This window comes from Acinetobacter sp. WU_MDCI_Abxb74 (assembly GCF_025513915.1).
Lineage (GTDB): Bacteria > Pseudomonadota > Gammaproteobacteria > Pseudomonadales > Moraxellaceae > Acinetobacter > Acinetobacter calcoaceticus_C.
The window spans coordinates 1-14974 of the sequence record NZ_JAHPRP010000018.1; the positions used below are offsets into that span (position 1 = coordinate 1).

13 protein-coding genes are annotated in these 14974 nt (G+C 36.9%); 12 read left to right on the forward strand and 1 reads right to left on the reverse strand.

Annotated elements, in window-relative coordinates; translation table 11 throughout:
• Nucleotides 1-292 precede the first annotated feature (292 nt).
• From KTH84_RS18485 to hisC, 7 genes are all read left to right on the forward strand, one after another.
• Nucleotides 293-1741, forward strand: coding sequence for an RNA polymerase factor sigma-54 (locus tag KTH84_RS18485; protein ID WP_262474684.1), 1449 nt, complete (start codon nt 293-295; stop codon nt 1739-1741).
• 167 nt (nt 1742-1908) lie between these two features.
• Complete coding sequence (hpf, locus tag KTH84_RS18490) at nt 1909-2247, forward strand: ribosome hibernation-promoting factor, HPF/YfiA family (protein WP_133975289.1); 339 nt, start codon at nt 1909-1911, stop codon at nt 2245-2247.
• Between the two features lie 137 nt (nt 2248-2384).
• Nucleotides 2385-2636, forward strand: a complete 252-nt coding sequence (gene ibaG / locus KTH84_RS18495) for a BolA family iron metabolism protein IbaG (protein WP_004794487.1) — start codon at nt 2385-2387, stop codon at nt 2634-2636.
• A gap of 6 nt (nt 2637-2642) precedes the next feature.
• Nucleotides 2643-3899, forward strand: coding sequence for a UDP-N-acetylglucosamine 1-carboxyvinyltransferase (gene murA / locus KTH84_RS18500; RefSeq protein WP_005043032.1), 1257 nt, complete (start codon nt 2643-2645; stop codon nt 3897-3899).
• Nucleotides 3899-4582 carry an ATP phosphoribosyltransferase gene (gene hisG, locus KTH84_RS18505; protein ID WP_003655841.1) on the forward strand — a complete coding sequence of 228 codons (684 nt, stop codon included), beginning with the start codon at nt 3899-3901 and terminating at the stop codon, nt 4580-4582. Before murA ends, hisG begins: the two co-directional genes overlap by 1 nt.
• A gap of 106 nt (nt 4583-4688) precedes the next feature.
• Nucleotides 4689-5978, forward strand: coding sequence for a histidinol dehydrogenase (hisD, locus tag KTH84_RS18510; RefSeq protein ID WP_262474688.1), 1290 nt, complete (start codon nt 4689-4691; stop codon nt 5976-5978).
• Between the two features lie 69 nt (nt 5979-6047).
• The gene (gene hisC, locus KTH84_RS18515; RefSeq protein ID WP_262474690.1) at nt 6048-7133 is read left to right on the forward strand and encodes a histidinol-phosphate transaminase; all 1086 of its coding nucleotides are present in this window, start codon (nt 6048-6050) and stop codon (nt 7131-7133) included.
• 3 nt (nt 7134-7136) lie between these two features.
• On the opposite strand, the gene KTH84_RS18520 is transcribed toward hisC, so the two are convergent.
• Entirely contained in the window at nt 7137-8495 is a 1359-nt protein-coding gene (locus KTH84_RS18520) for an anthranilate synthase component I family protein (protein ID WP_262474691.1), read from the reverse strand.
• Between the two features lie 355 nt (nt 8496-8850).
• Here KTH84_RS18520 and KTH84_RS18525 point away from each other — a divergent pair, with 355 nt between their 5' ends.
• The 5 genes from KTH84_RS18525 to filE all read left to right on the forward strand — a co-directional run bounded on the left by KTH84_RS18525 (nt 8851) and on the right by filE (nt 14969).
• Nucleotides 8851-9711 carry a DUF6160 family protein gene (locus KTH84_RS18525; protein WP_262474693.1) on the forward strand — a complete coding sequence of 287 codons (861 nt, stop codon included), beginning with the start codon at nt 8851-8853 and terminating at the stop codon, nt 9709-9711.
• 307 nt (nt 9712-10018) lie between these two features.
• Nucleotides 10019-10852, forward strand: coding sequence for a C39 family peptidase (locus KTH84_RS18530; RefSeq protein WP_004641305.1), 834 nt, complete (start codon nt 10019-10021; stop codon nt 10850-10852).
• A 44-nt stretch (nt 10853-10896) separates the two neighbouring features.
• Complete coding sequence (locus KTH84_RS18535) at nt 10897-12090, forward strand: transporter (RefSeq protein ID WP_197730938.1); 1194 nt, start codon at nt 10897-10899, stop codon at nt 12088-12090.
• A 12-nt stretch (nt 12091-12102) separates the two neighbouring features.
• Nucleotides 12103-13767 carry an OmpP1/FadL family transporter gene (locus KTH84_RS18540; protein WP_133975281.1) on the forward strand — a complete coding sequence of 555 codons (1665 nt, stop codon included), beginning with the start codon at nt 12103-12105 and terminating at the stop codon, nt 13765-13767.
• A gap of 17 nt (nt 13768-13784) precedes the next feature.
• Complete coding sequence (gene filE / locus KTH84_RS18545) at nt 13785-14969, forward strand: putative pilus assembly protein FilE (protein WP_262474698.1); 1185 nt, start codon at nt 13785-13787, stop codon at nt 14967-14969.
• Nucleotides 14970-14974 lie beyond the last annotated feature (5 nt).

The following is a 14974-nucleotide window of genomic DNA, read 5'->3' on the forward strand; positions in this document are numbered from 1 at the left end:
TTTCGATCTTTGCTTATGATATGAGCAATTAAAATTGAGCTTCTACCTATGCAGTTCAAAATTATCGCGGTGCAAGATTTAAATACCCAACAATAAAAAGAAATTTATAATTGTTTGAGGACATATTTTTAAAAATTAATTCAATAACATTATTCTGTTGTAAGGCTTTTTAATTTAAAAATACTATTTTTTCTTCTGAAAATTTTAAACTGATATATATGATAAATAGAAACTATATGTTATAAATATTGAATAGGCATGATTTTTGCTTGTTTAATGGAATCTGAAATATATGAAATTATCTGTTGGGTTGAAAGTTGCGAATTCTCTATCGTTAACACCTCAATTGCAGCAGGCGATTCGTTTGTTACAACTCTCTAGTTTAGAGCTTGAACAGGAAATTCAGATCCAACTAGATAGTAATCCCTTACTTGAAAAAATAGAAGAAGAAACATTAATAGAAAGTCTGTCTACATTAGAAAGTAAAGAATCAGATGACTTAACAACTGAATTAAATGCAAATCATTTGCCTGATGATTTACCAGTCGATACTGAGTGGGATGATATTTATACTCATCAATCAACCGCTTTGGCAACTCCAGAGTTTGAAGAGCGAGAGGATAATCGCCAAGTTCAATTATCTTTAAAAGAACATATTTTAGAACAAGTTAATCTCTTACACTTTTCTAAAATAGATCAATTAATTGCTTACTGTATTGTTGATGCATTAGATGATAAAGGATTCTTGGATGCTGAATTAGAGGAAATCATTTTAGCATCACAGCAATTATTGGATGAAATGGATATTAGAGAAGAGATAGAAGAAGATGAAGTTTTGGTTGTTTTAAAGCATATTCAAAGACTTGATCCATTAGGAATCGGTTCACGTAATTTAGCAGAATGTTTAAAAATACAGCTCGAATTTTTATCGAAAGACGTTGAATATCTCAACGAGGCAAAAAGCCTATTGCAACATTATGAACTTTTAATAGCAAATGATCTAAATAAATTACTCAAGCAGACAGGTCTAACGAAAGATCAATTGAAGTTTGCAATCAATCTTTTAAAAACATTGAAACCGTATCCAGGGATGGATTTTGATAAACAAGAATCAGATTATCAAATTCCCGATGTAGTGGTTTCTAAAAAAGATTTGCATTGGCAGGTTCAACTAAACCCAGATATATTACCTAAACTAAGAATTAATACTTTTTACTCTAGTATGATTCGTAGAGCAGATCAAAGTGAAGACAATTTATATTTACGTAATCAGATGCTTGAAGCAAAAAACTTTATTAAAAGTATTGATGAAAGACATAAAACGCTATTAAAAGTGGCGTCCTGTATTGTTGAGCATCAAAAATCTTTTTTGGAAATAGGTGCTGAAGCAATGAAACCGCTGGTTCTTCGAGATGTTGCTGAAGAAGTGGAATTGCATGAGTCTACAGTTTCTCGCGTAACCACAAATAAGTATATGCTTACCCCACGTGGCCTTTTTGAGTTGAAATATTTTTTCTCTAGTCATGTAGGTACTACCTCTGGAGGAGAGGCTTCTTCCACTGCTATTCGTGCAATGATTAAAAAGCTGGTAGCAAGTGAAAATCCGCGTAAACCTTTGTCAGATAATGTAATTGCTACATTATTAAAAGATGAGGGAATTGAAGTAGCAAGAAGAACAGTCGCAAAATATCGAGAATCGTTACATATTCCTTCATCGTCTGAAAGAAAAGTCTTGATCTGAATTTTGAAGTATGGCTATTCTAAAGATTCATTATTACGAAATAATGAAATTTTAATTTCACCAAGAGGAGTCGCTAAAATGGTTTAATTGTTCTAAGTTTCTTTTTGATAGCATTAAATCGTTTTGGTTCTTCTTTAAATAACCTAAAAAAGGTGAGGGATAGAATTATGCAAATAACGATTCGTGGACATCATTTAGCAATTACACCAGCTATAGAAGAAAATATTAAATCAAAATTTAATCAATTAACGAAACACCTAGATCAGGTGAACAGTATGCAGATTAAATTAACGAAAGATCATCAAATTGATAAGCGCTCTCATAAGGGCAGTTCAAATCATGTTGCAGAGGCTATCGTAAGATTGCCTGGGGTTGAGTTGTTTGCTCAGGCAACCGCTGATGATATGTATACTTCAATTAAAAAATTGACTGAAAAATTAAAAAAACAATTATTAAGATATCGTAAAATGCAATGTACTTATTCGCAAGTTACTGTTTCTGTTTAATAAGTTTTGTGAAACTAAGAGAGGCTTGAAAGATAGCCTCTTTTTTATTGATAAAATAGAAACACGTACTGAATTCTTGGAAAAAGTTATAGTAAAATACTCCGTTTTACCCCTTAGGTGTGTCAGAGGTCTTTGCAATGAATAGTGAACAGCTCACTCAAATTTTAAAAGAAGCTTTCCCAGTAGCGGAAGTAGCGGTGAGCGGACAGGCTGGAAAATTTGACCTCCGTATTGTGGATGATCAATTTGAAGGTAAGCGTACAGTGGCTCGTCAACAATTAGTTTATGCACCATTAAATACTTATATTGCAAGTGGGGAAGTTCACGCAGTAACAATTCGTGCAATGACCAAAGATGAATGGCGTAAAGCAAGCCTTTTCGGAGCTTAAATTTTAATGGATAAATTTTTAATTACGGGTGGTGTTAAGCTCGAAGGTGAAGTGCGCATTTCTGGTGCTAAAAATGCGGCTTTACCCTTACTTGCTGCAACTATTCTTGCAGACTCTCCAATTACAATAACCAATGTCCCAAATCTTAAAGATGTTAATACGTTGGTAAAGCTAATTGGTGGATTAGGGGTAACGATTGGCTATGAAAATGACACAGTAAAAGCAGATACCTCTACTTTAGATAATCAGTTTGCACCTTATGAATTGGTAAAAACGATGCGCGCCTCAATTTTGGTCTTAGGACCATTATTAGCACGTTATGGTAATGCTAAAGTTTCTTTACCAGGTGGTTGTGCGATTGGTTCAAGACCTGTGGACCAGCATTTAAAAGCTTTAGAAGCTTTAGGTGCACATATTGAAGTTGAAAATGGTTATGTCCATGCTTCAGTTGATGGTCGCTTAAAAGGTGGTGAAGTTGTTTTTGATATGGTTACTGTTGGCGGTACTGAAAATATCTTAATGGCAGCAGCATTGGCAGACGGTGTTACGACTATTCGTAATGCAGCTCGTGAACCTGAAATCACTGACCTTGCTCAAATGTTAATTAAAATGGGCGCTAAGATTGAAGGCCTTGATACAGATACTCTTATTGTAACTGGCGTAGAAAGTTTGCATGGCTGTGAATATGCTGTTGTTGCTGATCGCATTGAAACAGGTTCTTATTTAGCTGCTGCTGCAATTACGGGTGGCCGTATAAAAACAACTCATACGGATCCAGCATTGCTTGAGTCTGTTCTGGATAAGTTTGAAGAAATGGGTGCTGAAGTCACTCGTGGTGATGACTGGATTGAACTTGATATGTTGGGTAAACGTCCTAAAGCTGTAAGTTTTAGAACTTTGCCACATCCAGAATTTCCAACTGATATGCAAGCACAACTAATGGCAGTAAATGTTATTGGCCGCGGATTTGCGACAATCTCTGAAACGATCTTTGAAAATCGTTTTATGCATGTTCCTGAATTGTCACGAATGGGCGCTAATATTCAGGTAGAAGGTCACGATGCTGTCGTAACCGGAGTTGAAACCTTACAGGCGGCGCCTGTTATGGCAACAGATTTACGTGCTTCATTCTCTTTAGTTCTGGCTGCTTTAGTTGCAGAGGGTGATACCTTAATTGATCGTATCTACCATATTGACCGTGGTTATGAACATGTCGAAGAGAAACTTCAAGGTTTAGGTGCCAAAATTAAGCGAGTAAGTTAATGAATGATGTAAGAAACGATGATCCTAATTTTGATGTGATGGGTAATTTTGATCATGGTTTGACCTTGGCATTAAGTAAAGGGCGTATTTTAAAAGAGACGTTACCTTTATTGGCTACAGCGGGTATTAATTTGCTCGAAGATCCGGAAAAGTCTCGTAAACTCATTTTTCCTACTACGCATAAGCAAGTACGTATTTTGATTTTACGTGCATCTGATGTACCAACCTATGTAGAAAATGGTGCAGCAGATATAGGTGTAGCGGGTAAAGATGTTTTGATGGAGCATGGAGCTCAGCATGTATATGAGTTGCTTGACTTGCAAATTGCTAAATGTAAGTTAATGACAGCTGGTAAAGTAGGCATGGAGCATCCAAAGGGTCGTTTAAAAATTGCCACGAAATATGTCAATCTTACACGTCAGTATTATGCAAGCTTAGGTGAGCAAGTCGATGTGATTAAGCTCTATGGTTCTATGGAGCTTGCACCTTTAGTTGGGTTGGGTGATTACATTGTGGATGTGGTCGATACTGGTAATACTTTAAGAGCGAATGGTCTTGAGCCATTAGAAGAGATTTGCAAAGTATCTTCTCGATTAATTGTAAATAAAGCCAGTTTTAAACGTAAACAAACTTTGTTAAATCCAATCATTTCGCAGCTTGAACAAGCTGTTCAATCGCGTTAAAAGCAATTTCCCATCATGCTTTTGCAATAGTTAAGCTAGATGATGCCCACAAGCGCTTAGAAAAAGAGTAAACTTACTTTTTCTTTTTCGCCTTGTGGGTAAATTGATGCGACGTTTATCGACTCAAGATCAGAACTTCAAACAGGTTTTTGCTGAGCTTTTAGCATTTGAAACCGTGAATGATCTTAATTTAGTGCAAACAGTAGATCAAATTATTGCTGATGTTCGTCAGCATGGTGATGATCATGTTTTAAAGCTTACTCAACAGTTCGATCGACATCCTGCGCATCAATTTTCAGATTTAGAATTATCTCAAGAACAACTTAAAACTGCTTTTGATAGTTTAAGCCCAGAAATTCGTGATGCTCTAGAGTTAGCAGCAAAGCGTATTCGTACATTTCACGAAGCTCAGAAACAAGATAGCTGGACTTATATGGATGAGTTGGGCAATACATTAGGGCAAAAAGTTACGCCCCTAGACCGTGTCGGTATTTATGTGCCTGGTGGTTTGGCCTCTTATCCATCTTCAGTTCTAATGAATGCTGTACCTGCTCATGTAGCGGGTGTGCCTGAAATTATTATGGTTGTGCCAGCACCAAATGGTGAATTAAACCCATTGGTTCTTGCGGCAGCTTACCTTGCGGGAGTTAGCCGAGTTTTTACCATTGGTGGCGCGCAGGCCGTAGCAGCTTTAGCTTATGGTACACAGACAATTCCGGCTGTAGATAAAATTACTGGGCCAGGGAATCGTTTTGTAGCAGCTGCTAAACGTGCTGTATTTGGTCAAGTCGGCATCGATATGATTGCTGGACCTTCTGAAATTTTAGTATATGCAGAAGGTGAGAATAATGCAGATTGGTTAGCAATGGACGTTTTATCCCAAGCTGAACATGACACAGTTGCTCAAGCTATTTTCATAACTCCAGATGAAGCTTTGTTCAATGAAGTAGAGTTGGCAATTGAAAAGCATTTAAATGAACTGCCAAAGGCAGATATTGCGCGAACTTCAATTGAAAACCGTGGTGCTTTGGTATTAGTCAAAGACCGTGCAGAAGCAATTGAGTTGATTAATCAGGTTGCACCAGAGCATTTGGAACTATGCCTAGATGATGCCGAAGCGATGAGCGAAGATATTCGTCATGCTGGAGCAATTTTCATGGGGCGTTATACACCTGAAGCAATCGGTGACTATTGTGCGGGCCCAAATCATGTATTGCCGACATCTGGAACTGCTCGTTTTTCTTCTCCATTAGGCGTTTATGACTTTCAAAAACGCTCAAGCCTAATTATGTGTTCGAAAGATGGGGTTAAAACCTTAGCTAAAACAGCCGACATATTAGCTGTTCAAGAGAACTTAGATGCCCACGCACGCTCAGCACGCTATCGTTATCAATAAGCTTATAAACCTTGTAGTGTTTTAATTATTACTCAGGGCTGATTTTCAGCCCTTTTTTGAGATAAGACCATGACTTTATCTACAGCACAAATGCGCTTTTGGAGTCCAGAAGTTCGTGAATTAGAGCCTTATGTTCCTGGTGAACAGCCTAAAATTCAGAATTTATTGAAACTTAATACGAATGAAAACCCATATCCGCCATCACCAAAAGTAGTTGAAGCAGTTCAAGCTGTTTTAACCCATCAAGCTGATGCATTGCGTTTATATCCAGACCCAGATGCAACAGCTTTAAAACAAGCGATTGCTAAGCAACAGAATATTGAGATTTCTCAGGTTTTTGTTGGTAACGGCTCAGACGAAGTACTTGCTCATATTTTTAAAGCTTTTTTTCTTCAAGACGAACCGATTCTTTATCCAGACATTACTTATAGTTTTTATCCAGTTTATAGTCAGTTCTTTGGAACAAAAACTAAAGAAATTCCACTTAATGAGAATTTCGAGATAGAAGCTAAGGACTATATACAACCAAATGGTGGGATTGTTATTACAAACCCTAATGCACCAACCAGTATTGCAATGAATTTGCCAGATATAGAGCAAATTTTAAAAGCAAATCCAGATCGGGTGGTGGTAATAGATGAGGCTTATGTTGATTTTGGTGCCGAGTCTGCGGTGAGTTTAGTAAATCGTTATGAGAATCTGGTTGTGTGTCAAACAACCTCAAAATCTCGTTCATTAGCTGGTTTGCGCGTTGGTTTTGCAATCGCTCAGCCACATTTAATTGCGGCGCTTGAAGCTGTAAAAAATAGTTTTAATTCATATCCTATTGACCGTTTTGCAATTGCGGCTGCGGTAGCCTCTTTTGAAGATCAGGCTTATTTTGAAGAACAACTACAGAAAGTTATTTCTAGTCGTGAAAAGTTAGTAGATGACTTAACTACCTTGGGTTTTAAAGTTTTGCCATCCAAAGCGAACTTTATTTTTGCTACACACTCAGTCCATGATGCAGGCAAACTCGCCCAGAAATTACGTGAACAAGGTATTATTGTGCGTTATTTCAATAAGCCTCGTATTAATCAGTTTTTGCGTATTACAGTGGGTACTGATGAGCAGAATATGCGTTTGGTGCAAACGTTAAAACAAGATATTCTTTAAGTTTTATTCTGCTGTGCTGTTCATCAAGTTCAGCATGGCAGAGATTTTATCAAGGCTTTCTTGATATTCTGCTTCTGCATTTGAGGCAATCGTAATACCACCGCCGGCCCACAAAGAAAGCTGATTTTGATATTGTTGAAAGCTGCGGATAAGTATATTCCAGCGACCCGTTCCATCAAAATTGAAGTAACCTAATGTCCCGCAATAAGCACCTCTTGCTTCTTCTTCTAACTCTTCAATAATTTGCATTGCCCGGATTTTTGGGGCTCCTGTAATTGATCCCCCCGGTAAAGCAGAGAGCAACATTTGCATTGGGTTGATATCATCTTTAAGAGTCGCAACGATCTCACTTACCATGTGATGTACTTGATTAAAACTTTCAATCTCGAATAATTGCGTTGTTTTTACCGACCCGGTATTGGCATAAATGCTCAAATCATTACGTAATAAATCAACAATCATGACATTCTCAGCCTGATCTTTTTGCGAGTTTTTTAAAGTTTGTTTAGAAATAAAATCTTTTTCACTATCCTCATATCGAGGCATGGTTCCTTTAATAGGTCGGGTCTTAATTTGTTTATTTTGATTGAATTCAATGAAAAGCTCAGGAGAACAACTTAATAATTCAAATTGATCTAATTTTAAATAACCTGCATATGGTGCATTAGTAAGATTCCATAAATCTTCTGCTTTATTTAATAAGGATCCTTTAAAATCGGCTTTAAATTCTTGGGTTAAATTAATTTGATAACAATCTCCAGCTTTAATGTATTCTTGTATTTTATTAAAAGCTTCAAAATATTTTTCTTTGGACCATCTTGGCTGAATAGAAGTTTTTAATTCAAATATATTTCTAGATTTATTAGAATTAAAATTCTCTAATTTCATTTCAATATATTTGAATAGATCTAGTGCATCTACTTCATCACTAAAAAAATACCAATCATTATCTATATATTTTAAAAAAGAACGATATTGGCCTAAGAATAAAGATGGCTGTATATGAGTTTGAGTATTAATAAATTGATGTGCAGCAAAATCGTAACTAATAAACCCCATGTAACCGCCGTTAAAACTTGTTGCCGATTTAATATTTTTATTTCCTTTTAAATTGTTTTCTTTAATTTGAATAAAGTCCAATAATTGATTTGATTTTGATATATTTTTATATTCATTAAAATATTGACGCTGAAAAACTAAATTATTCTTATTTTTAATAATAATGTATTGTTGAGGCAGAAAACCAATAATAGGGTAGTTATTGTCATTTAAATAAATGAGCCCAGTTAATCCTTGTAAAATTTTTAAAATCTCGGCAGCATTTTTACCATGTAATGAGATTTTTTTCTTTAACTGAGACATTTTTAAATAAGAGAATAGTTAATGAGGGAAATATTAGTTTACTACAACTTATGGATCATAAGGGAGAAGACTTATAAGTGAGGTACTTTTCGCTGAAAAAATAGTCGAATTTTAGTGTGGAATTGGGTTGTATTTGGAGGCTAAAAGTGAAATAAATTGAGTGTACCGTTTGTCGGGTAGTTGGCAAAAAATGCACAACACTAGTTGAACAAAAAGTAACGTAGATGTAATTTAGTAATTGCTAAGCAAAACTACTCAAGGATTGGAAGTTTCGGTTGCCATATAAAGAAAAATGCAACTCGAGACAATGAGAGTGGTTAAAGTCAAAAAATAAATGCTCTTGGGAGAGTGCTCAATGAAAATGTTCACTAAACTTGCTTTAGTTTCTTCTTTAGCTATCAGTGCAAATGCAATGGCAATGCAGTCCATGGACGATGCTGCACTAAGCGCTGCTACAGGTCAAGATGGTATTAACATCGGTATCGCTTTAGGTTCTGGCGTTATCTCTGTCGATAAATTAATTGTTCATGATAATGATGGTTTAGATCCTGCTACAGGTATTACGGGTGCTGCAGCAACTGCTGGTGCAATTGTAATAAGCGGAGTAACAGTTAAACAGGCTGATCCAACAGCAAACTTGTTAGATCTTAAAATTGACAGCGTTGGTGCTTCAGGTACAAATGGTGCGTTTTTAAACGTTGCTGCAAATGTTGGTGCAGTTGATGTAAGTGTTGGTTCTATTGGTGTAGGTACTTCAGGCACATTAAATACAACTACTGCGGTACGTGGAATTACTGAAACAGCTCCAACGGAAATTATCTCTGGTCTAGACTTGTCTTTAGGGGCGATTTCGGCAAATGTTCAGTTAGGTTCGACTCCACAAGGTGCAATGATCAAAGTAAATTCAAGCTTACAAGGCGGTTTAACTTTATCTAACTTTGGTATTAACGACGCTGCAGGTGGCGGTCAAATTGTTCTTGATAAAGTTATGGTTCGTGGTGCAGGTAATACAACTGGTGATTTAGACGTAAATGCGAATATTTCAGTTGTACCAGATGGTTTGAAAATCCAAAATAACAGCACTCAAGGTATGAATATTTATGTACAAGGCGTACATTTAGGTTCTACAGCGACAACTACTGCTGCTTCAATTGGTGATGTTGAGATTCAAGGTTTAAATGTAGGTACTTCTACAATTACAATTTCTGGTCACTAATTTAAAAAGTTCAAAATAAAAAAAGCGCGTTTAATACGCGCTTTTTTTATTGAATGAAAATTATTTTACATATTTGTTTAATATAAAATTATTATATAAATAATAGATGTATTGAAACTACTGATATTTAAAAATGAGAGTTAATTAACACTTTAATTAAAGTAGAACTATACATTCATCAAAAAGATTAAAAAAAAGCTGTTTTTTACAAAAAAAAAAGGTATCTTCAACACACAGGGATGTAGAGCTATTGCTCTAAGAATAAAATGAATAAGGCCGGTTAGGCCACCATTTAGAACAAGTGCTTATGTTAGAGATTGCTTTGGGCTCAGCATTGATATATTACTTTGCGACAGAAGCCTTCGAAATAGAAAAAAAGCCACCAGGAACTGTTTATTACACAGAGACTGCCGATTCACGTAATTTATCTTTTCGCCGTAATCATATTGAACCAGTTAGGATTAAACCTGCTGTAGAAGACCAGTTTCGCGGTATCGTTCGACAGGCATATGACTATAGCTGTGGTTCAGCAGCGCTTACTACACTTCTAAATGGTTATGTGGGCACCAGCTTGACTGAGCAGCAGACCATGAGTGGCTTGCTACAGTATGGTGAATATCAGCGGATTATTGAACGCCGAAGCTTCTCACTACTTGATATGAAGCGCTTTGTAACTGCTATTGGTTTGGATAGTGGGGGATATCGTGGCGAGTTTTCAGATTTGGTCAATCTTGGACAGCCCGCGATTGTTCCAATTTCTTATGCTGGTTTTAAGCATTTTGTCGTATATAAAGCTTATAAAGATGGACGAGTCTATGTTGCTGACCCTGCATTAGGGAATATCAGCTTTGATGAAAATCGCTTTAAAGAGGTTTGGGATAATAATACATTATTTGTTGTTTCTGTCCCTGAATCTCAACGTAAAGACTTATTGGCCCTAAAAGATTCAGATATGCGCCATGTGGAAGATGCAACTGTTAACCGTTATGCCTTTGTGGATGTGCAATATCCAACATTTAATTATGACCGTTTAGCAAATAAAGCTTCAACCATGCGACGGGTGCTAGATAAAGACCCAAATTCTGCAACTTATAATCAGCCGATAGAAACCTATATGCGTCTTTACTACAAGCGTAAATAATCAATATGAACTAAGTAAAATAAATACATTGGGTGGGAAGAAATATGAATAATCGATGGATGAATATGAGTGTGTTGGCATTAAGTATGAGCGCCATTACAAGCACACTCTATGCAAATGATCAAGTTACACAAACAGAAGCACAAAATACTGCAGTTGTTTCTGAAGCAATTACAGCAGCAGAAGTAACACCAGCGACAGGTTCAGCTCAAGAAGTGAGTCTGGCTCCGACTACCGAAGTGGCAACTCCTGAATCTGCTACTGCCCCTGCAAATACTGGAGTTGATCAAGCCGCTACTGCCTTACAGAAAAAAGAAGGCGATGCGACACAAGAAACGAACTTACAAGAAGTATTTACATCGAGTGAGCGCCAATATTCATTGATTAAAAAGGGCGGGATTTCGGGATATTACGATCTCGATTATACCTATTATCGTGATACTCGAATTGATTTGGCTTTAGCAGATAACTCATCTCAATTAAATCGTTTACGTATTGAAGAAGATGCGAATCATACTTTAACTAACAGCTTTACTGTTCAATACGGTCTATTAGATAACTTAACTTTGTCAGCAACTGTTCCTTTTGTTGCAAAGTCTGAAATTGTTCGAGACACGACAGCGGCCGGTTTGGGTGATATTTCTTTAGGTGCACGTTGGGAACCATTCCCTTTAAAGCAAGGCCGTTTACCATTGGTTCTTTTTGGTAGTTTATCAACAAAAACTGGTGATAGTCCTTATGAAATCGGTTTAGATGAACTTTCAACTGGTAAGGGTTATTACTCTGCGGGGATCGGGGCAAGTACCCGTAAATATATCGATCCAGTGGTTCTATTTGCTTCTGCATCTGCGAATTATGGATTTAAAGAAACGGGTTTAGATCAAGCGCGTGGTAGCGGGGCTAAGGGGCCAAGGATTTTAACTTCTTTTGATCCGGGCATTAGTGGTGGCTTCTCATTCGGTTTTGCTTACTCATTTAACTATGATGTGTCATTAACCATGTCGTATCAACAAAGCTTTAACATGGATGCTGAGTTTGAATTTAATAATGGAGACGAATCATATAAGTCGCCAGATCAAAGTAGTGCAATGTTGTCTTTTGCTTTAGGGGTACGTGTTTCACCTGAAACAATTGTCAATGGTACGGTTGGTATAGGTTTAACCGAAGATGCACCAGATGTTTCACTTGGTCTGTCTTTCCCGTTAGATTTTATAGGTTTTGGCAAAAAAACCAAATAAGGAGATATGCAGGTGAAATATCCTAAATTATGTCCTTTAACGGCGGCAATTGTTATCTCCGGTTTTTCTAGCTTTGCCAATGCTCAATTAGGACAAAACTTAGCTGTTGATATTCGTTCACTATCGATGGGGAATGCTGTAACTGCAGATCCGCCTGGTATTAGTGCAGTTCATTTTAACCCCGCAGCTTTAGCTAAGATTGATGGGTTGCAAACTGATGTGCAAGGAATTTTAGCTAATTTCGATATTCAGCGTGAGTATTCAGCACCTCCTGGCTATAACGTGTTTGGTTATTCAGATGACCCTCTTGTTTGTAATGATGGCCCTGAAGTTACTGCCAATATTTGTACCGATTTTAAGGGTCCTGTACGAGGGGATGTTGAATATGCCAGCTTATATATACCGATTCTTAAAAAAATGGTTGATCTGGGGGCTGGTTATCCACTCGTTGCACCTACCGCAGGGATTGCCTACAAACCTCCAGGTTCAAAGTTGACCTATGCTACTGCAATGTATGCACCTTTAATTGCTGGTTTTGGTGCTGAAAATGGTAATGCTGGCAACTATATGGGACAGCAGGTAGCTGTAGAACGTATTACTTATTTATCTCCATCCTTTGGCTATCAGGTAAATGACCATTTATCTGTAGGTGCATCTATTGGCATGTCATATAACGCTCTTGCTATGAAAACAGATTTGCGATTTCCCAACGAGATGATTGGGGTATTGCGTATGGTCGATGATGTAGTTTGTGGGCCGTTTAAAGACAATAATGATATGATTACCAATCTATTGTTATTTGGTCTATGTAATACTCAAGAAGGTATGAATCCCTTTAATAAAATGGGATCACTTCAAGTTTCAATGGAGCAATCTTTAAGTCCTAGTTATAACTTAGGATTGCTTTGGGAGCCGACGGATGATTTTGGCTTTGGAATGGTCTATCAAAGTTCTGCCAAAATGCGTATGAAAGGGAAATATCTGATTAATAATGCCAGAGCTCCTCAAGAGTTGATTAAGGGGTTAAACTCATCAGCTACAGGTCAGGTTTTAGCAGCTATTCTTGGGTTACCAGGGAATGTACCAAATACTGAATCTGGGTTGGTCGCAATGGATCTTGAATATCCAGCGCATTTTCAGGCAGGTATTAAATATAAAATATTACCCGATTTACAAGTTAACTTTGATGTAGGTTGGACTGACTATGCAGCATGGGATAAGTTTAAATTTGAATTTGATAGACAGATTACTTTATTAAAAGTTGCCAAACTTTTATCGAATGATGTATCGGATGCTTCTTTGGCTTTACCTTTGAAGTTTACTTCCCCTTGGAGTTGGGGCATTGGTTTAGAATATTCAGCAACGGATCGTTTAAAATTGCGCGCTGGTTATGAGCCTCGTGCTAGCGCTATTCCCAATGATAAACGTAATACAATGATTCCAATTAATAATGCGCAATTATTTGGCTTAGGTGTTGGATACCGATTTGATGCAGATACAGATCTGGATCTTTCGATAGGTTTTTTACGGAGTCGCGATAATATTCCCGCCTGTACGAGTAGCCTATCGAACAAGTGTGGTGTTGATAATATCCTGTTAAATCCTTATGCAGGCTTAGATGTTAAAACCAATACCAAAGTTACAGTGCTCGGTTTAAATTATAGAACAAAATGGTAAAATTACATTGCGAACGGATGTCTCGGTCTAGACTTGCTATTGCGACTTTTTTTGTTGCAATAGTAGTTAACTCTGCTGTTTATGCAGACGGTTTTTATACGATTATAGGTCCCGATGGCCGTCCTATGATTGTGCCGAGCAAAAGGGTAGAACAGACGGTGGTCTCACCGTCTAAAGTATTAGCTCGTCCAGATGTAAAGGTAAATCATTCAGAAGAAAGAGTTTTACCTGAAACAACTCAAAAATTAACACCATTGCCTAAAACAGTATCAAAATTGTCTAATACTGCATCAACTGCATCAACTGCATCAACTGCATCAACTGCATCAACTGCATCAACTGCATCAACTGCATCAACTGCAGTCTCAATACAGACAAAAAAAGGTATAGAAAAAGCAGAAGCTATTGAGAAAAAGTCTGATTTGAGTAGTAGTAAAGAAAAATTAAAGTCAAATCCAGTTCCATCCTCGACTAAGGATATGGTTACTCCACCAGTGCTAACACAAAAAAAGAATGAGAAGAATTATATTACAATTGATGGTGTTGAATACGTTAATAATGAATACTTAGAGAAACAAGAGTTTAATCTTGAAGGTAAAAAACGTTTTTATATTATGCCGGATGGCTTAGGCCGTACGGAGTCTATTGAACGTAAAAAAGGTGTCAGTCAGTCTATTCTTGATAATGTATTAAATCGATCACGAGAAGATCAAGTCTCTTCTGTTGTGCTAGCTCCTACTTATGTAAGATTGTCACATCAGGAGTTAGCGAATACTTTTGAGAATGATATGTGCTTTATTAAAGATGATAATAAGTCAATTAAAAAATTAAGCCAGAATAAAGAAGTTGGTTTATGGCCAAGAAAACCGCTCAAAGAGAAATTTGAATACGAAGTTATAAAAATAGATTCATCTATTAAGAATGTACAAGTGGCATCCTATGCTATGTCCAATGAGAAGCCAGTATATTATTGGCCACTCGCAGTTTTTTTAGATGAAAAGGGTTGTGTTTTAGAAGGTGCTAGTGGTTTTAAGAGTAAAGCATATCCTGCGACGATTTTGCAACATGCATCGATTTCAGGTGTCTTACAAGTGCCTGATCGCTCTTATTATATTATGTTGACGCCTTTATCTTCTGCTGTGGACATGCCGGATCAAGAACTATCGAATCAGGGACAAATTAAAATTTCAGTATTACGTTAAAAATA